Raw genomic sequence first — 26,354 nt, forward strand, 5'->3', positions numbered from 1 at the left:
TCAAACCCATCCAAACAGGAAGTTTCAAAATGATTGACGCGGAAGCCAAAATGACAGAATTGATTGACGACGCTCACAGCCTCGGCAATAAATTCATATTTATGATGGGTGCGTCGGGTTCAGAACACCGATTTTCTGAGCGTGCTAGAAGTGGCTTTATCGATATAAGCGCTGATCTAATTGAGCAATTCGACGAATTCGAACTGAAGTTGAAAAGCTACAGAACAGGTTGCGCACCCAGCTGCTCAAAAAGTTCTCGCTGTTGAGAACGAGACAGGTGGCGGAGCCGATCAAACATCAGGCGATCAACCGCTTGAGCTGAAGGGCTCAAGGTGTGGGAAAAGGTCAGATTAGCCACCCAGGTGTGACCGCACGCAGCATCACCACATTGGCAGTAGAGCTTGGCAAATTCTTTCGACAGTTCATCACGCGAAGCAATCCGCCCTTTGCTGCCACATTCCTTGCAATACACCCGCATAACGCCCCTTCCCCAAGGTTCCTTATAAGGTACTATTTTGCCACAACATGTAGTGCTTTACTCACACCCAAGCCCCTACATCATGTATTCGAAGCTGATACGGGTGTTTCCCGCCAGCTAATCCACCGGTCCTCCCGCAACGTGTCGTTGAGCTGGTTGAACAGCTGGCAGATCGGCCGAATCTCGTTGCTGGTGTAAACCCGATCAATCTTTTCGATATCGCCGAACCCCGCGCTGTTTTCCGGAATGATCCCGGCCAGCGCGGGGTTCATCCGCCAAGCGGCAATCACGTCGTTGCGGGTGATGTTCTTCACCTTTTCCAGCTCGTCTTTCGCCTGGAAGTCCCCCACGGGAATGATCTGGATCGCCTCTTTCGCACCGCCCGGGATGTTGACGAACATCGAGCGGAAGTTACCTACACCTTTGCTGGCGGTGATCTGGGCCTTCAGCTCGTCCTCGTCGTCTTCGCTCAGGTTCGGGTCGTTGGTGTAGAAGATGTAGCCCGCATGGGCGCCGTTACTGTAGTAACGGCGGCGGAACAGAGTGGCGGCCTCGTTGAGCAGCAGCGCCTGCATGCCGCCCAGGTAGTCGGGCACGCCGTAGATGTTTTGTTCCACGTCGTAGTTCATGACGTGCTCGATTTCGTCCTGCTCGAACTCCACTTCCTTGCCGTCCGGCAGCAACATCACAAAACCACCATCCACTTTGACCCGCATGTTGATTGTTGGCAGATGCTCCATTTCCAGCACCTGGCCAAAGGCGTTGCGGTTGCGTAGGAAGTACGACTCGCCAAACACCATAAAGTCGAGCCCTGCACGGCTCATGGTCGCGATCGAGCATCCTTCTGATGGGATGAACTCACGCAGCAATAGGTTGCGCTTGAACCCGGGAATCGCGCCGTGGTGTGCGTTGGCGCGCAGCAACTTGGCCAGCCCCTGTCGCGACACCGGCGGTGTGTAGATCCGGCCGTCGTGCGTGGCGAACACGCCCAGGTACTGCCCGATGTTTTCGCTCAATACCTGTTCGGGTGCGCCGAATGAAAACATCCGTGCTCGCCCGGGGGCTGTGGTTGCCGGTGTTTGCTGTCGTTTTCTTCGCGCCATTGTTTGCTGATCCAGTCATTGAGTAGCGGCTACGCCGCTGCTTGTTGGTGTTGAGGGGTTCGTGGGCCAGGGCGTGCATGATTGCCCAAGCAATATCGGCGTGGCCTGAGGCGTCGGTACGCGATGCGCTGTAGGTGACCTGGCCGCCGCCCGTGGTGCCGCGCTTGATCGTCAGGAACGCCTGAGCGATGTCGTTCCAGCCAGCATCCCATTCGATGCGGCTGCCCTGAATCGTGTCCTGTGCCTTGAGTACCAGGGTGTTTTTCGTTTCCAGGCTGTAGTGGATCGAGGTCGCACGCGGGTAGAAGTCGCGCACCAGGTCAAACACGCCGTAGCCGATACCGGTGGTATCGATGCCGATGTGCTGCACGTTGAAACGCTCGGTAAGCTTCTTGACCTGCTCGGCCTGGAATTTGAACGACTGCCCACGCCAGCTGTGCTTTTCCAGAATCCGGAACTTGGCGCCAGGCTCCAGCGGCGGGGCGATGACCACACAGCTGGCATCGTCGCGGGTGCGGCTGGGGTCGTAGCCGATCCACACGGGGCTGTTGCCGAATGGGCGCGGATCGTCGGGGTCGTAGTCAGTCCACAAGGACAGGTCGGAGTAACAGCGCTCCAGGTCGGACAGGGAAAAGGCGCTCTGCGTGCTGTCGATGAACTTGCACATGAACAGCTGCTCGAACTTGTCGCCGTCAAACTCCAGTTGCAGTTGCTCAAGGTCGAACCGATCGCACCCCCCGGCGATCGCGTCCAGGATGGTGATGACCTGGCGCCATTGACCATCCGGGCAGCGGGCTCCAGCGGCGATTTGTTTTTCACTGGGCCATGGGTCTTTAGCGCTTTTGTGTTTGCCGTTGCGAAACTTCTCGCCGGACCAAAACGGGTATGCCTGGTGCGATACCGCGCTGGGGGTTGAAAAGTAGGTCTTGCGCCACTTCTTATGCGTGGCCATGGCACTGGCGACGGTGTTCAGTTTTTCGAAGTCGCGAATCCAGAAATATTCGTCGATGTAAACGTGACCATGGTGGCCCTGGGCGGTGCTGCTGTTGGTGCTGAGAAAGCGCAACTCGGCCCAGGGCTTGCCGTCTTTGCTCAACACAATCGGGTTGCCGGTCAACTCCAGGCCGAACCACTCTTGCGCGAACGCGATGATGTAGCTGCGGAAAATTTCGGACTGGGCACGGCTGGCCGACAGGAAAATCTGGTTGTCGCCGGTCAGTACGGCGTCCATGAACGCTTCACCGGCGAAGTAGTAGGTCAGGCCCACCTGGCGGCTTTTGAGGATGTTCCGGATGCGACACGTCAGCGGGTTCTGTTTGGCCGCGAACAGCTCTTTCTGATAGCCGTACATCTTGCTGATGAACTTGTCGAGAAAGTCCACTTCGGTCAGTTCGCTGACGTCGTTTTTAACTTTCTTCTCGCGCTTCTTGCCGCCCTTGTCGCCTCGCTCTCGACGTTCGCCGCGCTGGCCTTGGCGCTCGCCCTGGTGTTCCGCCGGCGCATCGCCGATCGACGCCGGCGACGGTTTGGCCGATTGCTTCAACAGCCGATCGCGAACGGTGGTCAGTCGGTCGAGCTCGTCCAGTTCGCCCTTGGTCAGGGTCGCGGCTTTTTCCAGGATGAGGGTGATTCGCCGGCCGACCGCCGTCAGCGGTTCCTCGTCCGAAAGCATCTCGTCCCAGCCGCCTTTGGCGATCCAGTAATAAACGATACGGATGTTTGGCAGCTTGAGCTGAGCCTGAATTTCTCGCGGCTTGCAGCGGCGCAGATAAAGGCGTTTGGCGGCTTCTTTGACTTCGATTGAATAGAGCATGGGCCGCAGTCTATGCGGCGAAAACGCGCAAAACGCGGGGTTAAATTCCGCCAACCTCCTAGATCGTGAATATAGGAGGAATGCAAAAGCAAAGCGTTTGTTTGGCCGCTGTCGGCTCCCTATCGTGGCGGCTCAAACCACCGATTGAGCGCAGTTAACGCCCATGCCCCGTTCCCTTGTTTCGCTATGGAAACGTGTCGCCACCAGCGGCACCACCGCCGATGGTCGCGAGATCCTTCCCCAGGAACTGCGTGATGTCGCCGAGACCTACAAACCGTCGAAATACACGGCGGTAATCTGGAGTGAACACGAACGGTGGATGGGCTCCCACGGCACCGTTTATGCCGTGCGCCTGGTTGAAGAAGGCGAAGATCTAGAGCCTGGCCAAATTGGCTTGGAGGCGCAGCTCAAGCCCAACGACAAATTGCTGTCGCTGAACGACCAGGGCGAAAAGCTGTTCACCAGCATCGAAGTCACCCCCAACTTTGCGGGCTCGGGCAAAGCGTACCTGACCGGTCTGGCCGTCACTGACTCCCCGGCCAGCCTGGGCACTCAGGAACTCTATTTTTCCCGCAAGACCAGTAAGGCCGCCTATTTCGCCGACGCGGTGGAACTTGGCTCCCTGACGGACACAGAGCCAAAAAGCGAGCTGGGCAAGCTGACTGCGATGGTCACCAGCCTGTTCAAGCGACTCGGCCTTCAAGAATCCCCCGCAAACCCGCCCCCCCAAACAGAGAGCAAACCCCCAATGGATGAAGCTACAGCCAAAGCGCTGGCGGCACTGGTCGAACAGTTGCTGCTGGTCACTGCCGGCATTCAAACCTTGATCGAGCCTGCGACGACTGACGTAGTGGTTGAGCAGGAACCGATCGACAACGTCGAAACCTCCGTTCAGGACATTCTCGACACCGCCGAAGAAGAGCGCGAATTTTCCCGTCGCGGCAAGGGTGTATCCACCAACAAAGCGCTGGCCATGGCCATTGCCAACCTGGACAAGAAATTCAACACGCTGCTGAACACCCCAAAAGGTCGCCAGGTTCCGCACACCACCGGCGCGACTCACAGCCAAAAGCGGAGAACCTTGTAAATGGGCGCTTCTCTTAGCAGTCACGCCCAGGAACAGTTCGCCCTCATGCAGGACGACCTGGCCGAGACGTACAACGTCCAGGATGCGTCCCGTCAGTTCGCCGTCGAACCGAGCATTGCCCAGGAACTGAACGACAAAATCACCGAGAAATCCGACTTTTTGAGTCGCATCAACGTGGTGCCGGTCAGCGAAATCAAAGGCCAAAAGGTGATGATCGGCGTAACGGGCCCCGTGTCCAGCCGCACCAACACCAAAACCACCGATCGTGAAGCCAAGGACTTTAGCGACCTGTCCGGCCTGGACTATGAGCTGTTCCACACCGAGTCCGACGTGGGCCTGTCGTTCGCCAAGATCGACAGCTGGGCCAAGTTCCCCGACTTTGCTGATCGCTACAGCGCGGCCGTGCAACGTCAAATCGCCCTGGACCGCATCATGATCGGCTGGCACGGCACCCACGCGGCGCCACAGACCGACATCATCGCTAACCCGATGCTGCAAGACGTGAACAAAGGTTGGTTGCAAATCGCTCGTGAGCAGATCCCGGCCCAGGTACTCAAGGAAGGCGCGGCGGCGGGCAAAATCACCCTCGGCACCGGTGGCGACTACGCGAACCTTGACGCCCTGGTGCATGACGTCAAACAGATGATTGACCCGGTGTTCCGCGATGCCGGCGACCTGATCGCGATCATCGGCAGCGACCTGTTGGCCAACGACAAAGGCAAGCTGTACGCCAAGCAGGGCGACACCCCGACCGAGAAAGAGCGCATCGAGGGCGCCCAGGTAATCGCGACCTATGGCGGCTTGCCGTCCTTCGTGATCCCGCACTTTCCGGCCACCGGCGTGGTCGTCACCAGTTGGGACAACCTGTCGCTGTACTTCCAGGACAGCAGCTGGCGCCGTCACCTGATCGAAAACCCGAAGCGCTCCCGCGTCGAAGATTACAACGGCCGTAACGAGGGCTATGTGATCGAGCAGCTGGAGAAGTTCGCGGCCATCGAAGCCGGCAACCTGGAGCTGCTGCCGTGAGCATCGCCCTGACCCACAAGCGGCGTGTTCTTGCGCTAGGCCCGGCGGCAGTGGCAACGGTCGAGCCTTACAGCTCCAGCGCTGCCCTGGCCAGTCCCGCCAATGCGCAAAAGCACCTCAAGCTGATGGAAGGCGCGTTGGCGATCGATCTGGAACGCCTGAGCGCTATCAACAATCACGAAAGCCGTCAGCAGCTCAAGCGTGACGAGCTGCTGCCCAAGTACATGGACTACGTCGAGCGTTACCGCGATTCCGGGTTGAATCACCCGAATTCGGTACTGACACAAGTCTTGGTCTGGCTGTTCGACACCGAGCAGTTCGAACTGGGCCTTGAAGTCGCGATGTTCGCCATCGAGCAAGGCCAGTCGATGCCGGAGCGCTTCAAGCGTGACATCCCGACCTTCGTTGGCGATGCGGTTGTTGAGTGGGCCGACAACGAGCAGAAGTGCGGGCGCAGTCCCGAGCCATACCTGAGCGACATGCTGCCGTTCGTGGATGGTGAATGGGATCTGACCGAACAGATTCCGGCCAAGTACCACAAGTTGATTGGCATCCGCGCAATGGACGCCAAGGACTGGGAAAAGGCGATCCGTCACTTTGAGCGCGCAACAGAACTCTACGCCAGCATCGGGGTGGACACGCGCCTGAAAGGGTCTCGCAAGGCCTTGGAAAAACAACGGGCTGAACAAGCCGCCGAATAACCCGACTACCCCCCCAGCGGGGAACTGTGGACGTGAGTCGGCCATTTATGGCCCGCCCCACGAGAAACAGTTTCCCCGCCCTATTTGAGTGGCCAGCAATGAGCTTTTCCGGGAAACCCACCACCTTTGTGGAACAAGCGATCGAGAACGACGGCTTTTGGCCGGACCTCTCCGTGAGCGAGTTCCAGAAGGGCTACCGTCTGCCGGCGGAGTACCTGGTTGAGCTGCTGGTCACTGACCTGACCACGGCGATGGTCGAGGTCAATCGCGACCTGGCCAAGTGCAAAGGCAAATGGCAGGCCGCTGGCATCACCAGCGTGGAATCTGCTGACCCTATGGTGCTGCCCGAGCGCACATTTCACACAGCGACGTACAAGCGCGCCGTGTATTGCCGCGCCAAGGCCAGCCTGTTGACTCAGTTCGCCACGATCACCCGCCGCGAACTGGCAGAAAACACCGGCAAGGAACTGCCCGAACGATCGGAAACCTTTCTGGCCTTCAGTCAGCAATCCGTGCGCTCTCTGCAAGGCCGTGGCCGCATCACGGCGGCGCTGCTGTGATCAAGCTTAAAGCCCTGACCGCCTACTTGCTGGAACGCCAGCTGGTGCTGCCGGAACAGCTCGACAGCTGGACCGAGCAGGTCAGCCTGGAACTGATCTGGAAGCCCGACGTGGACGGCATGCGCATGGGTGACATGCGCTACAGCGCCACCATCGCGCTGGAGCGTTTCGCCGACCATCCCGGACGTCTGATGGCGTTGGTGGGCAGTTGGTTGGAGAACCACGATCAGGACCGCAGTGAGCTGCCGCAGGCGAAGTTCGATATCACGATGCTGGATAACGACCTAGCCGACGTGGATATCACCCTGGAGTTCATCGAGCCGCAATACCTGGCCGAAGACCCCGCCGGCGAGATCGAGGCGTTCGGCAAGACCTGGGCGTTTGTGCCGTTTGACCTGTGGGTGGCCGAGCGCGGCGAGGTTTCCAGCCATGGCCGGCCGTAGCACCGTCGAGCTCGACGCACGCGGTTACCTGGGTGTGCGCGAGCAACTGGCCTTGCTCAGCCTGCCGCCGCAGCTGCGCCGGCGTCTGCTGAACAACGTCACCAAGCGCGTACGGACGATGAACCGCAAGCGTGTGCGTGATCAGCAGAACCTGGACGGCTCGCCCTTTGAGGCTCGCAAGGGCTCCAGCAAGGGCAAAAAGAAGATGGAAGCCGGCTTGGCCAAGCTGATGGTGGTCACTCGCGTCAGCGCCGACGAAGCCGAGCTGGGCTGGCGTAACGCGCTGACCCGCTGGGTCGCCGCGCAGCAACACAACGGCGTGAGCGAGCGCCGCACGGCCGCGCAGATGCGCCGCTGGAACAGGACGCCCCCGGGTTTGGCGGCCACCGAGAAACAGGCCAAGCGCTTGCGCCGGTTGGGCTTTCGGGTGCGCCAGGCGGGCAAAAAGACCCTGACCCGGCCGTCAGTGGCGTGGATTCAGGAGCACGTGAACTACGCCAAAGCGGGGCTGCTGATCCGCATTTTGAACGACGAACGAACCGAATCAACGGGCGCGCAGAGCTGGGAAATCACTTTGCCAAAGCGCCAGATCATCGGCGTCAGCACCGACCGGGATACCAGCGAGCTGGTTAACCAGGTGCTGCAACAAATCCTTAATTCACCCCGCTAAGAGGCACTGCATGGCACTCGGTCAAGTCACCGTGAACAATCTCAATCTGGGCCAGGGTGCCGTCACTGAGATTGAACGCTATTTCCTTTTCATCGGTCCCGCCGAAAAGAACGTCGGCAAGCTGATCCCCCTGAACACCGACAGCGACCTGGACGATGCCCTGGGCATCAAACCCAACGACCTGAAAACCCAAATCAAGGCCGCATACCTCAACGGTGGCCAGCGCTGGGCGTGCATGGCCGCACCGATCGGCTCCGAAGGCAACTGGTCCGAGGCGCTGGAAAAAGCCCAACAACAGGGCGTATCCGTGGAAGCCGTCGTGGTGACCAAACCGGCGACCACACCGGGTGAGCTCTCGGCCTTGCATGACGCGGCCATGGCGCTGAACAACACCTACGGCCGCCGTGTGTTTGTGATGGCCTCGGTTGCCGGCATCACACCGGAACAAACCTGGGCGGAATACCTGGCTGAACAGAACAAGCTGGTGGCCGGTCTCGCTGCACCCCGTGTACTGGTCGTGCCGCAGCTGCACGGCAATGACCTGGGCGTTTTGGCCGGCCGACTGGCCAACGCCGCCGTGAGCATCGCCGACAGTCCGATGCGCGTGGCCACCGGTGCCGTGCTGGGCCTTGGTCCGATTCCGATCGACAAGGACAAGGTGCCGCTTCCGTCCTCGATCCGCGCCGAGCTGGACAAGGCCCGTTTCTCGGTCTCGCAGACCTATCCCGATTACCAGGGCGTGTACTGGGCCGACGGCAACATGTTGGACACCCCCGGCAGTGACTTTCAGGTGATCGAGTACCTGCGCATTACCGACAAGGCCGCGCGCCAGATCCGACCGTTGCTGATCCGCCGCGTCGCCGATCGTCGCTTGAACAACACCCCCAACAGCATGGCGGTCAACACCAACCAACTGATGGCACCGCTGCGTCGAATGGCCAAGTCCTCGACCTTCAACGGCGAGGTGTTCCCCGGCGACATCGAGCCGCCGAAAGACGGTGACCTGGTGCTGGTCTGGCACAGCAAAACCGTGATCCAGGCCTTTATCAAGCTGACCCCACTCAACTGCCCGAAAGACCTGACGGCGAACATCGCCCTGGATCTTTCCAACGACAAACCGGAGTAACCCCTATGTCACGTATTGGCGGCAAGAACTTCGACGTGACCCTGGGTGACCTGGCGGTTCACGTTGAAAACTGCACGTTGGACATCACCGACAACTCGGCGGTGGCGCACACCCGGGGCGTGCCGGACGGCTTCGTCGAAGGCGATGTAGCAGCGGCCGGGGAAATGGAGCTGGACACCGGAAACTTTAACTTGCTGATCGCGGCTGCACGTTCGGCGGGCAGCTTCCGCGCCTTGGAACCGTTCGACGTCGTGTTCTTCGCCAAGGCCGGCGAGGAAGAACTGCGCGTCGAGGCCTTCGGCTGCAAGGTGAAAATTTCCAGCCTGCTGGGCATCGATCCAAAGGGCGGCGAGAAGTCCAAACACAAGGTGCCGTTCGACGTCACCAGTCCGGACTTTATCCGCATCAACGGTGTGCCGTACCTGGATGCCAAAGAGACCGAGGGGCTGCGCTGATGGGGGATTGGTTCGAACAGGCCTCGAAGCTGGAGCTGCTGGAGCGTGAACACGCGATCAAGGCTCAGCGTGCGCGGCCGCGCCCCTCGGGGCCGAGCCGCATCCACTGCCTGGACTGCGAAAAACCAATCCCGGAACAGCGCCGCGCCCTGGGTGGGATTCTCCGCTGCACACCCTGTGAATCACTTTCAGAGCAAGGAAAACGCCGATGAGCCTCATCACCTGGCCGCACTTCGCAGCGGCTGAGTTGCGCTGCAAGTGCGGCAAGTGCAACAGCAGCGGCGCCGAAATGGCCCCGGCATTCATGGCTGAGCTGGTAACCCTGCGTCAGCAGTTCGGGCGGCCTATGGCGCTCAGCAGCGCCTACCGTTGCCCCAAGCACCCGGTGGAAGTGAACAAGCCCGCGCCCGGCGAACACTGCACCGGCCTGGCCGTTGATGTGCGCTGCCGTGGTGAGGACGCCGTACAAATTCTGCGTCTGGCCATGAACCTGAAGTTCACCCGGTTCGGGATCAGCCAGCGCGGCAATGCCCGTTTTATTCACCTGGGCATGGCGCCCGCCGGCGGCCGCTTACCCAGCCCTGCAATCTGGAGCTACTGAATGTCCCGACTGTTGATTGTTGCCCTATTCACCGTCGTCGCCCTGGTCGGCTGTGCCTTCAGCGATACCCATGCGGTGGTTGCGCGCAGCGCGTCCACGTTGGTGGCGATGTACTGCAAGGCGCCGGAGCCGGGTCGCGTGCTGCTGCGAGCACAGATCGCCAGCGACACCGCACCGAACAAGATCCGCGTGGAGTGCGCCGCCGATGCCTTTTGAAAGTGACCTGGAGTTGCGTCACCGCCCAGGCCATCGGCGTTGGGAATTGGTTCGCCAGCTGCAATTTCGCCACTACGCCCCAACGCCTGCGCAGCCCGCCGGGTATCAACCCCGCGCTTCACAGCTGATTGTTGTGCCGATCGGTTACCTGTCGGACCTGGCTAGCGTGCCGCGCCTGGCGCGCTGGCTGATTGATCGGGAAGAGCCGGAAGCCCGACGCCCCTCGGTGATTCATGACTTCATTTACACCCACCTGACCCACCGGTTCACCAAGGTCGAGGCTGACCGGATCTTCTACGACGCACTACGCGAGGAAGGCATGAATACCGCCCTGGCCTGGCTGATGTGGAAGGCCGTGCGCCTCGGCGGACGCGGCACCTGGAGCACATGACATGGAGTTAAACCCGCTGACCGTCAGCATCTTGCTGGTGCTGACGGAACTGGCCCTGACCGGCGTGGTGGGCTTCCAGGTGTACCTGTTCAAGCAGATCAGCGCCGCCCGCCGCGAACACCTGGAGTTGCGCCTGTACCTGGCACAGAACTACGTCCGAAACGACCAGTTCGACAAGGTGATTACCCGGTTGGAAGACCGCCTGGAAAACCACCTAGACACCTACTTTAAAAACCTCAACAAGAGAGCAGTCCCATGACCGATGTACGCGATATCACCCTGGCAATTGGCGAACAAGATTTCACTTTCACCCTGACCCCGGTGGACGTGACCAAGTACTTCAACGCCCTGACCCAAAACAACAAGGTAGCCCCGGGCAACAACCTGTTGGTGACCACCGTCAAGCAGGACGAGCGCGCCACGCTGAAGCCGTTGCTGGTCAACCCGGTACGAGTGATGCAGCTCACCGGCCTGTTGCTTGAGCAGTATTCGCCAGAAATTGAGGCGGTCGTAAAAAAGCCCTTGGACACGCTGAGCGCCTGACCGAAAGCAGCCTGGGCCAGCTCGTGGTCCTGACTCAACGCTGGCTTCCTGACGCCGAGCCCACGCCCGAAACAATGGGCACGGCCAAGTGGCTGGAGGACGAACACTGGAGACGCATGGAGATTGCCGTAGCAAACGGCATCGCCTTTGCTCTGAACGGGTAATTACATGGCAGACCGTAGCGCCAGCCTGGCCTTTATCTTGAGCCTGACCGACAAGGTCACCGCGCCCCTGGGCAAGGTGAAAATGGGATTTTCCGACCTTGCCGAGCAGAGTGAAAAGCACATCAAGACGATGGGCTTTGGCCTGGGCGGGCTGACGGCAGCCGTGGTCGGCATTCAGCAATCCATGGCGCCGGCGCTGGAGGTCAATCGCGCCCTGGGCGACGTCCGATCGTTGGGCGTGGCCGAGGACGCGCTGAGCTCACTCAACCGCAAGGCCCTGGAGTTTTCCGTCGCCTACGGCGAGAACGCCCGGGACTTTGTCGCCTCGGCGTACAGCATCGAGGGCGCCATTAAGGGCCTGACCGGTAACCAGCTGGCCACCTTTACCAACACCAGCAACCTGTTGGCCAAGGCCACCAAGGCCGACGCCAACACCATGGGTAGCTACGTCGGCACCATGTACAACCTGTTCAAAGGTCAGGCCGACGCCATGGGTAAGGGCGAGTGGGTCGAGCGCCTGGGCGGCCAGACCGCCCTGGCGGTGCAGCTGTTTCGCACCAGCGGCGAACAGATCGGCGAGGCGTTCAAAGCCGCCGGCGGACTGGCCAGCACGGCCGGCGTCAGTCTGGCCGAACAAATGGCCGTGCTCGGTACGCTGGGCGGCACCATGGACGGTGGCGAGGCTGGCGGGCTGTACAAATCGTTTTTCGAGAACGTCAGCGGTGCTTCGGAAAAACTCGGCATGTCCTTTATCGATCAGCAGGGCAAATTGCTGCCGATGATGGACATCCTGGACAAGCTCAAAGGCAAGTTCGGAGATCTGTCGATCGAGGCCAACGGCAAGAAGTTGCGGGATGCCTTTGGCGGCGAAGCGGCGCGGCTGATCAGCTCGCTGATGGCCGATACCGACCGCCTGAAAAACGGCATGGATCAGTTGGGCAACGTCCGAGGCCTGGAGAATGCCGAGCAGATGGCCCAGGCCATGGTCGACCCGTGGCAGCAATGGGCCTCCCTGGTCGAAGGCATGCGCGTGGTGTTTGGCCAGGTGCTGATTCCGGTCCTGGCGCCGTTCATGCAAAAGATGGTGGATATCGGGAAAACCCTGATGCGCTGGAGTCAGCTGTTTCCGAACATCACCAGGGTGATTGGCCTCTCCACGCTGACCATTCTCGGGATCATCGCCAGCATGTCGTTGCTGACCCTGGTGGTGGGCATTTCCAAGATGACCTGGCTGGGCCTGGTGACGGTCTGGAAGATCCTCAACATGACCGGCCTGCGCAGTGTGGCGATGTTCATCTATCACACGGTAATGGTCGTTGCGTTCGTCGCTGGGCTGGTCCTGATGTACACCTGGATGGGCCTGGTCAAAACCGCAATGCTGCTGTGGCAAGGGGCGATTTGGCTGGTCAACGCCGCACTGTTGGCCAACCCGGTGGTGTTGATCATCGTCGCGGTGGTTGCCCTGGTCGCGGTGGTCGCCGCCGCCATCTACTACTGGGACGAGTGGACCAGCGCACTGCTTAACAGCGAGGCCTTCCAGTGGGTCAGCGACCAGTTCCAGGCCATGTCCGACTGGTTCAACTCCATGGGTGGTTGGTCAGGCATGGCCAGTGCCGCGTGGGACAGCATCGTCGGCGTCTTTCAGAAGGCCATTAACGGCCTGATCGAAATGATCAACACCATCCCCGGCGTGAACATCGAAGCGCGTCTGGGCGCCATGCCGGAAATACCGGGTGCGCAGTCGGCAATGACCGCCGCTGAAACCGCCAACGCCGCGCAGAAAGCCCAACAGACCATCAACTCAGCCATGCCCAGCCTTTCGCCAACACGCCCGACAGCGGTGCCGCCTGGTGGCTTGCTGACCAGCATTCAGAACACCAGCAACAGCCAGAACAAGGGTAACCATGTGGAGAACGTGAACATTCACACCAGCAAGGCCATGAGCCCGCTGGAGATGGAAAACATGGTCGCCATGGCGGTGGGCGGATGAGCGAGTACATCGATCTGTTGATCATCGACAACGACCTGGCGCTGGACCCTTCGCACCAGCCGCGGCTGATCGATGACCGCGCCTGCATCGCCCAGGACATCGCGCACATGATTCGCGACAGCGGTCTGTTGGTCACCCTGGTGGCCGAGCGCGATCGGCTGCGTCAGCGCGACTGCATCCAGCAGTTGGAACTGTTGGTGGAGGCCGACGAGCGCCTGGTGCCGGGTACGGCACACATCAAACAGCTGGAGCCTGGCCAGTACCTGGTCACCGCCAAAACCCTGAAATTCGGTTCGATTGAGGTAAGTCTGTGAGCGAGGTCGATTTTAAAAAGGTGATCGCTGACGCCGGCATTCCGAACACCGAGGCTGGGTTGAAGGCGGCTTGGGAAAAAGAGGTCGAAGCCCAGGGCGCGAAGGTGGCCAACACCAGCAGCTATTCGCCGTTCTGGCGCGTCATGACCGCGCTGGTCACCAAGCCGGTGTTGTGGCTGCTGGATTTCATGTGCATGACCGTGCTGCCGAACTTCTTTGTGAAAACGGCAGTAGACGCTTGGCTCGACATGCACGCGTGGGCGGTCAATGTCGAGCGCAAGGGCGCCACGAAAGCCCAAGGCACGTTGCTGTTTACCCGGGCCACGCCGGACGGCGTCATGGAGCTGGAAAAGGGCATTGCGGTGCAGTCGGCCGCAATCAATGGCCATATCTATCAGCTGGTGACGACGGCGATCGGCACCTTCACCGATGGCACCATGCAGTTGCAGATTCCGGTCGAAGCGGTCGACGTGGGCAGTGGCTTCAACCTGGCGCCGGGGTACTACGCCGTTTTGCCGGTGCCGATCCCAGGCATTGCCCAGGTGACCAACGCCGACGGCTGGTTGACCACGCCCGGGGCGGACAAGGAACCCAACGACGAGCTGCGTCTGCGCGTGCGTAACCAGTTCTCGGCGGTCAACCAATGGCACACCGACGCCGTTTACCGGGCGATGATTTCCGCCTTCCCGGGCGTGCGGCCCGATGGTGTGTATTTCGAGCACGGGGCCCCGCGTGGTCCGGGCAGTGCCAATGCCTATGTGCTGTTTGACGCGGACGTGCCGGCGGCGACTTACCTGGAGCAAATCAACGCGCACATTCGCGACCTGGGCAACCATGGCCATGGCGACGACCTGCTGGTGCTGGTCATGCCCGAAACCTTGCACGCGCTGAGCGTGACGCTCTGGCCGCGTTCAACGTTGACCGCTGCCCAGCGCCAAACCCTGGTGGACGAAACCGCGTTATTCATCCGTGCCGCCTTTCGCGAGAGCACGACCAGCGACTACCGGCCGACGCTGACATTTCCGCAATCGCGCTTTTCATTCAGCCGCCTGGGCGAAGAGCTGCACCAGCAGTTCCCGGGCATCGAGTCGCTCCACTTTGACAACGACGACATCCTCTCGGAACTGAACATCCCCAGGATTCAAAGTCTGGAGGTTCTACCCAATGATTAAGCTCAGCCTGCGTTTCTGGCTGGGCGGTACCGAGCTGGAAAAACTCACCGCCGCCGCCCAATCCTGGTGGGAGAAAGTCGAGGACTGGCTGCGCTGGCCTCTGTTGCAACTCGACGCGGACACCTGCCACCTGGTGGTGCTCGATCTGCTGGCCTGGCAGCGCGACATATCCCGTTTCAAGGACGAACCCGAGGCTCTTTACCGCCTGCGCGTGAAATACGCCTTTATCAATGCGGTGGACGCCGGTAGCACCGCCGGCATGAAACGCATCTTGCAGCGGCTCGGCGTCGGCTACGTCGAGATTGAGGAGCGCATGCCCGATCGGGATTGGGACGTGGTGCTGCTGCGTTTCTCCGATACCCAACTGTCGCAAAACCCCGAATTGCTGCGCGTGCTGATTCAGCAGTACGGCCGTACCTGCCGCCGCTATGACTTCGTGACCATTACACCGGTGCCGTTGCGCATCACCGTGGTCGACTTCAACGACGACCAGCAAACGCTGGTTGCCAGCCTTTAGGAGCCCCCATGGGAGCCAGTATTACCCTAGCGGGTGAAACCCTTATCGCGCAAAAGCACGCAGCCCAGCAGGGGCTTGATGTGGTGCGCTTCATTTTTGCCAACGTCCCCGGCCTTGATCCCAGCGGCCCGGTCGATCGCGCTGCGCCGAAACCTGCTGATGGGCAGATTGTTCACGTCTATGACATCCCCGACGGCAACGCCGGTTACGTGAACCCCAACCAGGTGGTGTACAGCTCGCAGATCGGCTCCGACGTCGGCGACTGGGATTTCAACTGGATCGGCCTGGAAACGGCCGAAGGCGTGCTGTTTGCCGTGGCCTACGTGCCGCTGCAGATCAAACGCCGCAACATCCCGCCGCTGCAGATCGGCAACAACCTGACGCGCAACTTCCTGGTGGCCTTCGACGGCGCCCAGGCGCTGACCGGCATCACCATTGACGCCAGCACCTGGCAGCATGACTTCACCGTGCGCCTGGCCGGCATCGATGAGCGCGAGCGCCAGAGCAACCGCGATATCTACGGGCGGGCGTGTTTCTTCGGCAGTTCGCTGCAGCTGGAGAAAGTCGGCAGCGCATATCAGCTTAAGCCCGGTACTGCGTACATCGAAGGTGTACGCCTGATGCGAACGGCGGTGCTGCCGGTGGTGCCGCCGGCACTGCCAACGACCGCCTGGCTGGATGTCGTGCTGCAGCGCGAACTGAGCGACGTGGTCGCCAGCTGGACGGTGGTTTTCGGCGCCGACAAGGCCGATTACACCGACAGCGCTGGGGCAAAGCACTACTGCGTGGCTATCGCGGATCTGGCCGCCGCTGGCGTGACCGATCGCCGGCCAGTGGAAGCAATCAACGGCCCCCTCGTTCAGCAGTTCGCCCTGCGTATTGGCGATTATCCCGAGTTGCGCGCCAGGGCGACGACTAAGGACGACGTGGACCTGGGCAACCTACCAAACGCCAAAAGCGACAGTCTGGAAGAAGACAACAGCGAATCGCTGGCCACGTCAAAGGCCGTGGCGACCCTGTGGAAATCGATCTGCGTCAACGTCTCCAACTACTCGGCTGACAAGACGCTGACCGCCGCCCAGCGCGGTCTGGTCGTGGTCGACGCCTCTGCAGGCAACAGAACCATAAAGCTACCGCCAGCGACTGCCGCGTTGGGCGTTATCGATTTCATCATTCGCCGCGTAGACAACACCGGCAACCGTCTGGTCGTTCAGGCAAGCGGCGCCGAAAAGATCAAGTTCCACACCCATCTGAACGCTGCCGGTTATTCGTTCCTGGTGCTGATGGGAGCTGGTGACTTCTGGCACTTGCGCAGTGACGGTGCCGGCAACTGGTGGCCGATCGGGCGCCTGGACACGACGCCCCTCGGCCGGCCTGTGTTCGAAACCACCAGCGTATTCCAGCCGGGTGGCAATGGCGCACTGGCCGGGTCAATCCTGATCCGCGCCGAATGGCCGTGGATGTGGGACCACGCCCAGCAGTCCGGCATGTTGACGACTGAAGCGGCGCGTACAGGCAAAGAAGGGCAATGGACCAGCGGTGACGGGGTGGCGACGTTCCGTGGGCCAGATGGTCGAGCCGAGTTCTTGCGAGTACTGGACGAAGGCCGGGGTGTTGATTCACTCCGTGTGGCCGGTACTTCACAGCACGGCAGTTTGATGATGTACGACCAAAGCGCGGCCATCGGCATCCAGGGTGCCCGGGCAATGACCACGGCAGAAGATGCTGCCTCGGCGTTTGGTGCTGACACCGTCACGATCAGTCATTACCCCAACATCAATGAGGCCGGTGTGGTAGCGGAGGCTTCACCCTTGAGCACCAACTCAGTCGTGGGTGTCGCACGGCCGCGCAACATCGCCTATCCCGGCCGCATGAAGTTTATTTGAGGTGCCCATGACAACCATTTACCTGATCGATCCCGTTGGCCTGGTTAGCGGCCCAGTCAAACTACCTGTTGTCCCTGGTCTGGGGCTCCAGTTACCGAGCAATGCCATTCAATTGACCGAGGCTCTGAAGCCACCGGCCGATGGGCACGCCTGGTGCCTGCGTGGGGAGAAACTGGCTCAGCTTCCCGATCACCGGGGAACTGTCTATCGCACGACTGACGGAACCCCCTTTAAACATGATCAATTGGGCGAGCTGCCTGCAGGGCTGACCTCGCAGCCACGCCCATCGGAGGACGATTTCTGGACGGGTGCGGGCTGGGCCTTTGACCCCGCAGCGCAACAGCTACGGATCACCGCATTGGCGGAAAAGCTCCATGCATCGAAGACTCAGCTCATCAACACGGCCTGTGAAGGGGCGATCACCAGTAACTTCTGGTCTGCTGCGCTGGGCGATCGTCACCAGTACAGCAGTCAACTGGGTGATCAATTGAACCTGACCGGCGCGGTGGCCCTGGCAGTTGACATGCCCTACGCATGCCGTGATGAGCAGGGGTTGAAAGCGTTCAGGCTACACACGGCGCAGCAGCTGCGTCAGGTGACTGACGATTTAACCCTGTTCAAGTTGCAGCTGCTGCAAAAAGCCAACGAGCTCAAACAACAGTTAGACCAAGCCCTGGCTGCCAATGATCTTGCAGCGCTTGAGGCCGTGACCTGGGAGAGTGTGCAGTGATGAACTGGGCACCGGTGACGATGCGCTGGCCGGAACAGGCTACGCAATGGATGGGCGAACTGTCAGCCGCCAAGGATCTGGCCAGCGGCGAGCTGGCCAGCACCGCGTTGCGCCTGACCGGCCTCGACGGCTTGGCCAGCACCAGCCCGGGGCCGGTCGGGGATGCCGCGAAAGGTCCGATCGCCGCCGGCCGTGCCGCGCTGGCTGGCCAGATGGGCGAGGCGCCGGCGTGCCTGGTGGTGACTCCGTTTCAAAGCGGGATCGGCCAGGGCAGTGGCTATCAGCGTTTCCTGTCGGCACCGAACCTGCTGGAACACCTGGCGAAAAAGTTGGACGACGTGAGCGACAGCGGACGCCCAGCTGGCCCGCAATACGCGCTGTCGATTCTGTTCCTGGGCACGCGCCTCGATCAGTTGGCCAGCACCTTGTCGCGCTTCAATGCGCTGTTGCCGATCCCGGATCTGGTGCGCACCGAACGACGCGCCCGTCACTTGACCACCCTGGAGTCCGAAAAGTGGGAAATCCCCAACGCCGGCCCGTTGCCGCGTTGGCAATCGCTGCCCCTGGAGCGCTGCACAGTGGTCAAGGCCGCCAAGCAGTCCATGGCCGGTCAACTGGCGGTGCTGGAGAGCTACGCGGCCGACAGCTCGCCACTGGGCGACCTGGCCGCGCTGGCCACCCGCAAAGCGGCCCAGCAGCAAGGCCGTGACCAGCAGCTCGACGACCTGAAAGCCTTGCTCGCCGGCGGCGCTGAAGACACCAGCATGCGCGCGCGCCTGATTGGCCCGGGCAACACCAGCGAACTGCGCCGCGAGCTGCTGGCTGGTGATGCCCCGGGGCACGAATGGGTGCTGTGTGCCGGCGTGCTGCTGGTCGGCTCCGAGGATGGCTTGAGCTTTGTGCGGGAGCTGGTCGGCCTATGACACTGTTACTCGACGGGCATCAGGTGCAAGGGAAGAACCTCAAGGTCACGGCCAACCTGCGGATTGAAAGCGGCGACATGTCCGGCCAGACCAGCAACACCGAAAAGGCCCACAAGGGCTTCAAGCCCAAGACCCTGACCGTCTCGCTGATGATCCCCTTCGTGGATAAGTCCCATCTGACCGATCTGATGCGTTTGGCCGAGGGCACCGCCGGCGGTGGCCAGTTGCACCTGTATCGGGTGGTCAACGACACGGCCGAGGCCTTCGGTATTCGCCAGGTCGAATTTTCCGATGGCCTCAGCGCCCGGGAAGACGATTCGCTTCGACAGTGGCTGGTCCAGTTCACCTTGAGTGAACGCAAATCGAATCCGGAGAAAGTGGAAGACCGCCGCGCCGGGAACAAGGTCAACGCCCAGGGCGGCCCCGGCAGCGAGGTGGGCGGCAAAGACTCAACCAACGACAACCCCGAGCTGAGCGGCTTCGAAAAGGTGCTGAGCAAGGTGGATAAATGGCTGGCACCCGGTGAACAGACATGAAGCTGCACAAGGTGTTGAGCATCAACGGCAGTCGCGTACCCCTGGTGAAAGAGGATGTACGCCTGGATGCCACCAGCCCAGGCCGTGCGACGTTCACCATTCAGTCACCGGTGCCGGTCAAAGGCCTGGTGACGCTGGATATCGGCTACAACGAAGGCACGCTGCAACGGCACTTCATTGGCTACGTCGAGCGCTGCACGCCGGCGAATGCGGTGGAACAGGTGCTGTTCTGCCGCGAGCTGGCTGCGATCCTGGCCAAGCCGCTGCCGTTGAACCTACGTCATGTGGATCTGCGCGCCGTGCTGGGCCAGATCAGCGACCTGACCGGCTTGCGCTTTCGTGTTCCGGACCAGCCTTACGCCAGTGTCAAAGCGCCGTTTTTCTACAGCCTGGCCGCCGGCTACCAAGCCATGGACAGCCTGGCGCGGGTGTTCAGCATCCCCGACTTTATCTGGCAGCAGCAGGGTGACGGCGAAGTGTTTGTGGGCCGTTGGGCTGACAGCTTCTTCGGCGCCCGGGCGCCGCTGCAAATCCCCACGGAGCTGTTCGACGGCTACCAGGGCAACCAAAGCGCGATGGTCGCGGCCCTTCCCGGGTTACGACCAGGTGCAACGATCAACCACGGCGAGCGGATCACCAGTGTGACCCTGGCCAACGACCAGATGGCCATCCGATGGAAGACGCAATCCGCCGCGCTGTAGAGCGACAATTCCCCGAACTGACCGGCGGCTACCACCTGCCACGCTTTGCCCGGGTTATCGCCGTGGCTGATGCGCCGGCCGGCGCCGGGATCTGCGACGACTTCCGGCCGCGCTATGCGGTCGACATCGAAGTCTTGGGACCAGACGGCGAGCCCGATCCGCAGCTTCCCCAGCTCGCGGGCGTGCCGTTGCCACTGCCCACCGGTGGCGAGGAAATGGGCATTTATGCCTTTCCCGAGGAAGGCACTCAGGTGGTGGTGTGCTTTGCCTACGGCCTGCCGAACAAGCCCTACATCCAGACGATCCTGCCGCACGGGCTGAGCATGCCCATGGTGCCAAAGGGCGATCAGGTCTGGCAGCACAGCGAGGCCGCCCAGCAGCGCGTCGACGCCGACGGCAACTGGTTACGCCAGACCGATGGCAAGATCACCGACAAGGCGATCGAGCGCGACGTGGAAGCCCTGGACAACCGCGAGCAGTTCCAAAGCCACACCCGGACGGTGGACGACCATTCGACCGAGTCGGTGGGTGGGGTTAAAAAGATTGAAGCCCTGGGCGCGCTCAAGCTGCTGTCGGGCGGATCCGCAAGCCTGGCGGCTGTGGACGATCTGCACCAGGCGACCGGCCGGGATCTGAACCTGGTGGTCGGGCAGACGCACAATGCCACGGTGGGTGGCGACATGCAGGAGAAGATTCAAGGACTGCGCAAGAGCGTGGCCGGGATCAGCCAACGTCTGGTCGCGCCGAAAAACCACGTCGGGTCGGAGTCGGTGAACATCTTTAAGGTGTTGTGCGACACCCTGGACCTGATCGAGCAGATGGCCACGCAGATCGCCGGCCACGTCCACGGCTCCAGCCCCGTTCCTGCTACTGCGACCGCCTTCATCACTGACGCATCAAAGGCTGGGACACTTTCAGCCACCCTCAAAGCAGTGACATTGTAACTATTACAGATGCAAGGCTGTGTTTGGCGTAGGTGTAACGTGGCGAGCTCTTAAGGCTTCTATGCTTCCTCAGCAAGTATCGTAGAGAATCTATCTATCTCGGGTACTTCCCTTCATTAAGCAAGAAAACCGCTGCCAGTTTTTTATCCCATTCACTACCAAAGCATTCCCATATAAAGCTCGTGATATGACCTACAGCGCTAAGGTAGTCCTCTAACTTGTAAACGGACAAGCATTCGCCCGCAAAGTTAATTATGCCATCAGCAACGCCAACTTGGTGGGATGCCAAGTATACGTCTTTATTTTCTAGTAGGTTCGCACTCCTGATTTTTGTATTTGTGAAGGTTATTGATCCGCCGTCCTGAACTCGGAAATCATTTGGGAGCGGATTGTTGTCTTCAGTGAATGTGCCACTCAGATATCCCTGTATATCTGGGTAGAACGAAGCGCAGGCAATCGATACATTATCCGAGATAACCTGGCTCAAATACCTTTGAATAATCATGAGCTGGTGATGAGCTTCATTGGTCATAGCCAAATCAACAGGGAGTGTAAGCGGCTCACTCCAATCCCGAGTGGTGCGTACTTGAGGTGCGCCTCTGTGGGTTACCCAATGGCGGTATTTATGTAACAGGTGCAGCCCGATGGATTCCCATACACTCGATATAGAGCTGGTTAGTTCATCAATTTCCTTCGTCTTCAGCTGCTCAAGCTGGGTCTGTAAAGATATTTTTTTGTTGGTGCTACTCCATACAAGTTTATCTTGAAGGACGGGGCTGCCAATTATGAAGTTTGTTAAAAGTAATGCTGTATCCAAGGCTGTTGCGGCCTCGCGTATAGCCATATCTCCATAACGTGAAATCTCAATAAATGAAGCTGGGTCGACCGCGAGTTTATTGTCTGGAGTGGATCTTACTCTTAAGCCAGGCATTCCAGGCTGAGCAATTGAATGGGCGGTCAGCTCAGCGCTAGTCCTCGACTCAAACATGAAGTCAAAGTGATATTTAATGACTTCCAGATACTCGTTCACGCGGTTGGTGAATCCGCTTCCTTGTCGCTCCTTGAGCGCTTCTGAAAGTGACGGAAAAACCGGCAATATTTTGCTGTTCATATAATCGTCCATTATCCGTCAGTGAATGCCCCGAACATTGCCACAGATTTGCCAGATATGCATGTTCAGCCCAGCAATTGGGGATCCAGGTATGCCAACAGAGCGCACTCACAGTTTGCTCCATAGCCATTGGATGAACGCTAAGCCAGGCAGGGCAACGAAAGCACCTAATAGAAGTACCTCCCAAGGGGTCAGAAGGTGTTGAAAAGTATCGAGGTACCCACGCCGATTTCTAACATCGGTGAAACGCCACCATCGCATGCGCCAAGTGTCGAGATAGCTTGGATGCTCCAAGCGACTTTCGACTCTATTGAAAGCAAGAAACCGCGGAAGTAGGGAGGTTAACCAGTCGTATGTCAGGAGGTCCGTGTTGTAGGTGAAGGTATATAGGAGGGGTTCCTTCCTCTTTTCCTCCTCCAGATTAGAAACAGGATATTCAAAGAACACCTGTATCGAACCGTCCGCCGGTGAGTGGTGAATGATGAGTTCTGCCCCCCGTTCACGGTCTAGCCGGGTGGTCTCGCCATCTGTCGTTCGAGTCAACAAACCCTCGCCCGTGAGTTCCGATGCAAAACGAATGTGCACCGAGGTTGCTCCAATGATGAACTCACCCAATGAATCTGGGTGTGGGGACCATTCAGGCTCTCTGACAATTAAGTGGACACCATCTTTTTCAGCCTCAAGCGCGAACGCTCGAAACACCTCTACCGCCCGTTGCGCATGAATAGGCCAGTTTCTGATCATTCGATCTTTTCTGAAATCGTTAGCTCTCCTCTTGCGTGCCTCTTTTCGCCATATCCGCTTTACGTTCATGTTTCCGCTCGCTCCTTCCGTGTTCGGTCCGATCCTATCTCATTGGCCACCGGTGAGGAATGAATCAGCAGAGCTCCTACTTACGCTGCAATGAGATCTGTTGTCAGCGGTGCGAAGAAGCTCTTTCGAAGAAAAAAACGTCTGAAAAAGCACTTATCCCCCTCCCGCCGACGAGCCTTGCGTAAGTTTTTTGTGCAAATCCAGAAGTAGTGCAAACGAACCTGTAGCCCAGGCGAGCCGTAGAGCTCTGCAGGGGCTCGGTCATTTCATTTTGTGCAAGGTTTTGCAAAGAGATGCAGCTCGACTGCACCGCGGCGCTACAGGCTGTCACGGAGAGGACCACGCTGGGGCCCCCAGTTTCACTGGGCAAAAAACTGGAAACCGTTGGTTTTGGCGTGTTTTCAAAAACGCGACGGATCAATTTCGAGCGAGAAATATCCGCATGCGGCGATCGGCAAATGCCCTCGCAGACCAGGCATGACGTGGCTTGCAGGCTGATAACGTCATTTCACAGTTTGACGTTGAGAAAGTGAGTCAATCGGTCCTTTTAGGAGGGCATGGCAAAACCATGGGAAACGACGTATTGGGAGTGGGCCGGGGTGTTTTTCGCACGCAGGCAACGTGACGTTTCAGGTCGGTCGCAGGGAAAGGGTAATTTGGTGGTGACGAGATCTTTATTGATCCGTAACCAGCTCCTGCTGAGCAAATGACATCACGATCGATTTGGTAGCCGGGCTAGTTTTCAGGTCGCTGAGGTATTTAAAGGCCAGCCACTTACAGGCGGCGATCTCATTCCTCGGGGATGGCTTATCCGTTACCAATATTGCTGCCATGAATACATGATGCAAGACGTTGTCTTTTTCAATTTCGGCTACGAAAACCAAGTCTTGGGCTACAAGCCCAGTCTCCTCGCATAGCTCTCGGACAGCCGCTTGCGCGGGCGTTTCACCAGATTCAACCCTCCCACCTGGCAGAGCCCATTTGGATTTTTGCTTGCGCACGTAGAGGATTTGATCGTCTCGTTTGCAAATCACTGTCGCTCTTTCTTTCATCCATTTGCCCCATGATCGTGCTTGGTCGCGATCCTGATTCGCAACTCGAATGAATGTAACTGAGACAACGTCGATCTGAGCGTCGTCACTAATTCTTCAAATATCTGTAATAAGCAGTAATGGTGCCAATGAGTCATGGTCGATCAGCTGATTTATGAAGCGGTTCCTTGACTGCATCATAGAGGCTGCTGCGAAAACGACAGAATAAAAAACCCGAGCGTGGGGGTGAGATGAGGGGACTCCTGAGCGGGAGATAACAAAGGAGCGAAGGTAATAGACGTGTTTGGTACATAAAGTGGTACGCGGAAAATTTGTAAGTGCTGGATGCCCTGAAAATGGTGCTCTACAGATTCAGTAGGTCCGGTCCATCATGGTGGCGCGGAGGTCGTGCTACTGAGCTGCCGTAGCAGCTGTGAAGTGGGGAAGTGGGGAAGTGGGGAAGTGGGGAAGTGGGGATAGCATTTAACCGGCCGCAATTAAGTGCGGCCAGTTGGAGTGCGGTACCAATCAGATGAACGGAAGCATCATCGTGATTGAGGACAGTTGAGGGCTGCGAAGGAATCCAGCTTTCTCGTAAAGCCCCACCAGCCGATCATTCAGTGGGTGGACTACGAGAGCGGTCGATGCAACGTCCTCTGAGGCGGTAAGAGCACGGAGAACCGCATCTTGGATCAGGTCGAGCGACAGGCCAGTGCCTTGGAGCGTCTTACACACTCCCATACGCCCCAGGATTGTGATCGGGTGCTGGTCGGGTGAGTTGCGCTGCGCTTTCTTGGGTACGACGTTTGCCCGCATGATCATACCGTTCGACAGTGTGTAATAGCCGACGACGGTACCGGTGTCTTTGATGCACACGACAAATACAGTGGCTGTTTTCGCGATCTGGGCCTTGATTGCCTTTTTCTTCAGGTACTCGTTGATCGAGTCCTCACCACAATCGAAGGCATCCAGATCGTGGGTTTCGTTCAACTTTACCGGAGCGCTCAGCTCCAGCGGGACGGCCTGTTCAGCAATTTCTGTAGACATTTATTACTCCTTACGGGATTGCTCTGTAAGGCTTGCTCGAAAGCGTCAAAGTCATCGTCGGCAAGGACGAACAGGCGTTGATCCAGAATGACTTCCTCTGCTTTTTTACAAGCAGCATCCAGGATGAAGCTGGTCCGATCACTTCCCGACATGGCAGCGGCCACATCGATCAAGTCTCGTTTTTTAAAATCGACCCGCATGTTGATCGGCACGGGTTTGGTTTTTTCTGTTGCAGCGGATTCCGCACGCAATAGAGAGCTGGTCATGGTCTTTCTCCAGTGGTCTTTCGTGGTGGTGTTGGTGTCTTACCTCCTTAGACTCATTTCGTCGTGGCTACGCTGGTTAGGTATTTCATAGCTGTTCCCTCTTGGATTTTTGGCCCTTTGGCCCTTTGGCCCTTTGGCCATTGGTGCTTACGTTGGTGCTTATCGTAGTAGCAGGGTTTGTTGACCCCTGGAGCGAATCATACTCGAGCCGTGTATCTACCGTCTACACGTAACGCAGATAGCTACACGCATCGGACGATCGGTAGAAAGGACAAGATGAGGTTTTCTCCCACGGGAAAGGCTGTTGTCTTCTCCTTACTGCCAAGGGAGAGTGTCCACAAAACGTCCACACCTGCCGTAAATACTCGCCGGCCATTTCCCAAATATCCGCCAAAATATTGAGGCATACGTTCTCCCCCAGTAAACATTGAGCTTTTTATTGGACTTGTAATCAGTAGGTCCCGGGTTCGACTCCTGGTGCCGGCACCATACAAGGTTCCAGAGAAGGCTTTCAAAATCTCTGGAACCCCCGAAAAACCCGCCTTCTGGCGGGTTTTTTCGTTTTGGGGTTCCATCGGTTTCCGTCAGAAACTGGTGGATTCCAACTGTTTTAGGGGTAATGTTAGGGGTAAGGTAATTCGATAAAGGGGGAGTACCCTTATGTCGCGCACCACTGCTCCACTCTCCGATTCGGCTTGCCGCTCAGCCAAGCCCACCGACCGCGCCTACAAGCTTTTCGACGGCGACGGCCTCTACCTTCTAGTCCAACCCAATGGCCGTAAAGGCTGGCGGCTCCGTTACGTCAAACCTGACGGACGCGAAGGACTGACCTCGTTCGGCAACTACCCCGTCATTGGCCTCGCCGATGCGCGCCGCAAGCGCTTGGAAGTTAAGCGAATGCTTGCGGATGGCGTTGATCCTATAGAGACCAAGCACCAAGCCAAGGCGGAAGCCGTAATCAAAGGCAGAACCTTTGAAAGCGTTGCGCTCGACTGG

Annotated in this window: 34 protein-coding genes; 26 read left to right on the top strand and 8 right to left on the bottom strand. The window is 59.0% G+C overall.

Features of this window, described 5'->3' with window-relative positions:
- Positions 1 to 29 precede the first annotated feature (29 nt).
- On the top strand, positions 30 to 266 hold the full coding sequence (locus ACIPIN_RS19780) for a hypothetical protein (protein ID WP_401121217.1): 237 nt from the start codon (positions 30 to 32) through the stop codon (positions 264 to 266).
- Here ACIPIN_RS19780 and ACIPIN_RS19785 read toward each other — a convergent pair.
- The 3 genes from ACIPIN_RS19785 to ACIPIN_RS19795 all read right to left on the bottom strand — a co-directional run bounded on the left by ACIPIN_RS19785 (position 218) and on the right by ACIPIN_RS19795 (position 3,394).
- Positions 218 to 478, bottom strand: coding sequence for an ogr/Delta-like zinc finger family protein (locus tag ACIPIN_RS19785; protein WP_401121144.1), 261 nt, complete (start codon positions 476 to 478; stop codon positions 218 to 220). The genes ACIPIN_RS19780 and ACIPIN_RS19785 overlap by 49 nt on opposite strands.
- Before the next feature lie 80 nt (positions 479 to 558).
- Positions 559 to 1,401, bottom strand: coding sequence for a phage portal protein (locus ACIPIN_RS19790; protein ID WP_401121147.1), 843 nt, complete (start codon positions 1,399 to 1,401; stop codon positions 559 to 561).
- Complete coding sequence (locus ACIPIN_RS19795; RefSeq protein ID WP_401121150.1) at positions 1,337 to 3,394, bottom strand: terminase large subunit domain-containing protein; 2,058 nt, start codon at positions 3,392 to 3,394, stop codon at positions 1,337 to 1,339. Before ACIPIN_RS19795 ends, ACIPIN_RS19790 begins: the two co-directional genes overlap by 65 nt.
- A gap of 163 nt (positions 3,395 to 3,557) precedes the next feature.
- On the opposite strand from ACIPIN_RS19795, the gene ACIPIN_RS19800 reads away from it, so the two are divergent.
- From ACIPIN_RS19800 to ACIPIN_RS19915, 24 genes are all read left to right on the top strand, one after another.
- The gene (locus tag ACIPIN_RS19800) at positions 3,558 to 4,481 is read left to right on the top strand and encodes a GPO family capsid scaffolding protein (RefSeq protein ID WP_401121153.1); all 924 of its coding nucleotides are present in this window, start codon (positions 3,558 to 3,560) and stop codon (positions 4,479 to 4,481) included.
- Complete coding sequence (locus ACIPIN_RS19805; protein WP_401121155.1) at positions 4,482 to 5,507, top strand: phage major capsid protein, P2 family; 1,026 nt, start codon at positions 4,482 to 4,484, stop codon at positions 5,505 to 5,507.
- Positions 5,504 to 6,208: a phage terminase small subunit gene (gpM, locus tag ACIPIN_RS19810; RefSeq protein ID WP_401121158.1), complete on the top strand. Its 705-nt coding sequence runs from the start codon at positions 5,504 to 5,506 to the stop codon at positions 6,206 to 6,208. The genes ACIPIN_RS19805 and gpM overlap by 4 nt, the downstream gene beginning before the upstream one ends.
- 98 nt (positions 6,209 to 6,306) lie before the next feature.
- Entirely contained in the window at positions 6,307 to 6,768 is a 462-nt protein-coding gene (locus tag ACIPIN_RS19815) for a head completion/stabilization protein (protein WP_401121160.1), read from the top strand.
- Positions 6,765 to 7,211: a phage tail protein gene (locus ACIPIN_RS19820; protein WP_401121162.1), complete on the top strand. Its 447-nt coding sequence runs from the start codon at positions 6,765 to 6,767 to the stop codon at positions 7,209 to 7,211. Before ACIPIN_RS19815 ends, ACIPIN_RS19820 begins: the two co-directional genes overlap by 4 nt.
- The gene (locus ACIPIN_RS19825; protein ID WP_401121164.1) at positions 7,198 to 7,881 is read left to right on the top strand and encodes a phage virion morphogenesis protein; all 684 of its coding nucleotides are present in this window, start codon (positions 7,198 to 7,200) and stop codon (positions 7,879 to 7,881) included. The genes ACIPIN_RS19820 and ACIPIN_RS19825 overlap by 14 nt, the downstream gene beginning before the upstream one ends.
- Positions 7,882 to 7,891: 10 nt before the next feature.
- Positions 7,892 to 9,007, top strand: coding sequence for a DUF2586 domain-containing protein (locus ACIPIN_RS19830; RefSeq protein ID WP_401121167.1), 1,116 nt, complete (start codon positions 7,892 to 7,894; stop codon positions 9,005 to 9,007).
- Between the two features lie 5 nt (positions 9,008 to 9,012).
- On the top strand, positions 9,013 to 9,462 hold the full coding sequence (locus ACIPIN_RS19835; RefSeq protein ID WP_401121168.1) for a phage protein: 450 nt from the start codon (positions 9,013 to 9,015) through the stop codon (positions 9,460 to 9,462).
- A gap of 208 nt (positions 9,463 to 9,670) precedes the next feature.
- Positions 9,671 to 10,063, top strand: a complete 393-nt coding sequence (locus tag ACIPIN_RS19840) for a D-Ala-D-Ala carboxypeptidase family metallohydrolase (RefSeq protein WP_401121171.1) — start codon at positions 9,671 to 9,673, stop codon at positions 10,061 to 10,063.
- Entirely contained in the window at positions 10,064 to 10,279 is a 216-nt protein-coding gene (locus tag ACIPIN_RS19845) for a hypothetical protein (protein WP_401121174.1), read from the top strand. It abuts the gene before it with no gap.
- Positions 10,269 to 10,670 (top strand): DUF1353 domain-containing protein, encoded by a 402-nt coding sequence (locus ACIPIN_RS19850; RefSeq protein ID WP_401121176.1) that lies wholly within the window; start codon positions 10,269 to 10,271, stop codon positions 10,668 to 10,670. Before ACIPIN_RS19845 ends, ACIPIN_RS19850 begins: the two co-directional genes overlap by 11 nt.
- A gap of 1 nt (position 10,671) precedes the next feature.
- Positions 10,672 to 10,929: a hypothetical protein gene (locus tag ACIPIN_RS19855; protein WP_401121177.1), complete on the top strand. Its 258-nt coding sequence runs from the start codon at positions 10,672 to 10,674 to the stop codon at positions 10,927 to 10,929.
- On the top strand, positions 10,926 to 11,213 hold the full coding sequence (locus ACIPIN_RS19860) for a putative phage tail assembly chaperone (RefSeq protein WP_401121180.1): 288 nt from the start codon (positions 10,926 to 10,928) through the stop codon (positions 11,211 to 11,213). The genes ACIPIN_RS19855 and ACIPIN_RS19860 overlap by 4 nt, the downstream gene beginning before the upstream one ends.
- A gap of 23 nt (positions 11,214 to 11,236) precedes the next feature.
- A complete protein-coding gene (locus ACIPIN_RS19865) occupies positions 11,237 to 11,377 on the top strand; it encodes a DUF6890 family protein (protein ID WP_401121182.1) in 141 nt (46 codons plus the stop codon).
- A 4-nt stretch (positions 11,378 to 11,381) separates the two neighbouring features.
- Positions 11,382 to 13,367, top strand: a complete 1,986-nt coding sequence (locus tag ACIPIN_RS19870) for a phage tail tape measure protein (RefSeq protein WP_401121185.1) — start codon at positions 11,382 to 11,384, stop codon at positions 13,365 to 13,367.
- Positions 13,364 to 13,681 (top strand): DUF2590 family protein, encoded by a 318-nt coding sequence (locus ACIPIN_RS19875; protein WP_401121186.1) that lies wholly within the window; start codon positions 13,364 to 13,366, stop codon positions 13,679 to 13,681. Before ACIPIN_RS19870 ends, ACIPIN_RS19875 begins: the two co-directional genes overlap by 4 nt.
- Complete coding sequence (locus ACIPIN_RS19880; RefSeq protein WP_401121189.1) at positions 13,678 to 14,853, top strand: baseplate J/gp47 family protein; 1,176 nt, start codon at positions 13,678 to 13,680, stop codon at positions 14,851 to 14,853. The genes ACIPIN_RS19875 and ACIPIN_RS19880 overlap by 4 nt, the downstream gene beginning before the upstream one ends.
- Entirely contained in the window at positions 14,846 to 15,370 is a 525-nt protein-coding gene (locus ACIPIN_RS19885) for a phage tail protein (RefSeq protein WP_401121191.1), read from the top strand. The genes ACIPIN_RS19880 and ACIPIN_RS19885 overlap by 8 nt, the downstream gene beginning before the upstream one ends.
- An 8-nt stretch (positions 15,371 to 15,378) precedes the next feature.
- Complete coding sequence (locus tag ACIPIN_RS19890; protein ID WP_401121193.1) at positions 15,379 to 17,256, top strand: phage tail protein; 1,878 nt, start codon at positions 15,379 to 15,381, stop codon at positions 17,254 to 17,256.
- A gap of 7 nt (positions 17,257 to 17,263) precedes the next feature.
- Positions 17,264 to 17,986 carry a hypothetical protein gene (locus ACIPIN_RS19895; RefSeq protein ID WP_401121195.1) on the top strand — a complete coding sequence of 241 codons (723 nt, stop codon included), beginning with the start codon at positions 17,264 to 17,266 and terminating at the stop codon, positions 17,984 to 17,986.
- Entirely contained in the window at positions 17,986 to 18,909 is a 924-nt protein-coding gene (locus tag ACIPIN_RS19900; protein ID WP_401121215.1) for a hypothetical protein, read from the top strand. The genes ACIPIN_RS19895 and ACIPIN_RS19900 overlap by 1 nt, the downstream gene beginning before the upstream one ends.
- Entirely contained in the window at positions 18,906 to 19,445 is a 540-nt protein-coding gene (locus tag ACIPIN_RS19905) for a DNA-binding protein (RefSeq protein WP_401121197.1), read from the top strand. The genes ACIPIN_RS19900 and ACIPIN_RS19905 overlap by 4 nt, the downstream gene beginning before the upstream one ends.
- Positions 19,442 to 20,146: a hypothetical protein gene (locus tag ACIPIN_RS19910; RefSeq protein WP_401121199.1), complete on the top strand. Its 705-nt coding sequence runs from the start codon at positions 19,442 to 19,444 to the stop codon at positions 20,144 to 20,146. The genes ACIPIN_RS19905 and ACIPIN_RS19910 overlap by 4 nt, the downstream gene beginning before the upstream one ends.
- The gene (locus ACIPIN_RS19915; RefSeq protein WP_401121200.1) at positions 20,119 to 21,090 is read left to right on the top strand and encodes a hypothetical protein; all 972 of its coding nucleotides are present in this window, start codon (positions 20,119 to 20,121) and stop codon (positions 21,088 to 21,090) included. The genes ACIPIN_RS19910 and ACIPIN_RS19915 overlap by 28 nt, the downstream gene beginning before the upstream one ends.
- A gap of 94 nt (positions 21,091 to 21,184) precedes the next feature.
- Here the strand turns inward: ACIPIN_RS19915 and ACIPIN_RS19920 are convergent, their stop codons facing one another.
- The 5 genes from ACIPIN_RS19920 to ACIPIN_RS19940 form a co-directional block, all read right to left on the bottom strand.
- On the bottom strand, positions 21,185 to 22,201 hold the full coding sequence (locus ACIPIN_RS19920; protein WP_401121203.1) for a hypothetical protein: 1,017 nt from the start codon (positions 22,199 to 22,201) through the stop codon (positions 21,185 to 21,187).
- A 108-nt stretch (positions 22,202 to 22,309) separates the two neighbouring features.
- Positions 22,310 to 23,014 carry a hypothetical protein gene (locus ACIPIN_RS19925; protein ID WP_401121205.1) on the bottom strand — a complete coding sequence of 235 codons (705 nt, stop codon included), beginning with the start codon at positions 23,012 to 23,014 and terminating at the stop codon, positions 22,310 to 22,312.
- A 674-nt stretch (positions 23,015 to 23,688) separates the two neighbouring features.
- Positions 23,689 to 24,066 (bottom strand): NUDIX hydrolase, encoded by a 378-nt coding sequence (locus ACIPIN_RS19930; RefSeq protein WP_401121207.1) that lies wholly within the window; start codon positions 24,064 to 24,066, stop codon positions 23,689 to 23,691.
- Between the two features lie 507 nt (positions 24,067 to 24,573).
- Positions 24,574 to 25,092 carry a GNAT family N-acetyltransferase gene (locus tag ACIPIN_RS19935; RefSeq protein ID WP_401121209.1) on the bottom strand — a complete coding sequence of 173 codons (519 nt, stop codon included), beginning with the start codon at positions 25,090 to 25,092 and terminating at the stop codon, positions 24,574 to 24,576.
- Entirely contained in the window at positions 25,050 to 25,358 is a 309-nt protein-coding gene (locus ACIPIN_RS19940; protein WP_401121212.1) for a DUF1778 domain-containing protein, read from the bottom strand. The genes ACIPIN_RS19935 and ACIPIN_RS19940 overlap by 43 nt, the downstream gene beginning before the upstream one ends.
- 660 nt (positions 25,359 to 26,018) lie before the next feature.
- On the opposite strand from ACIPIN_RS19940, the gene ACIPIN_RS19945 reads away from it, so the two are divergent.
- Positions 26,019 to 26,354 (top strand): integrase arm-type DNA-binding domain-containing protein (locus tag ACIPIN_RS19945; RefSeq protein ID WP_401121214.1); only part of this gene is annotated, 336 nt, incomplete at its 3' end.

Origin of the sequence: Pseudomonas sp. NPDC087697 (assembly GCF_044743155.1) — a bacterium.
Lineage (GTDB): Bacteria > Pseudomonadota > Gammaproteobacteria > Pseudomonadales > Pseudomonadaceae > Aquipseudomonas.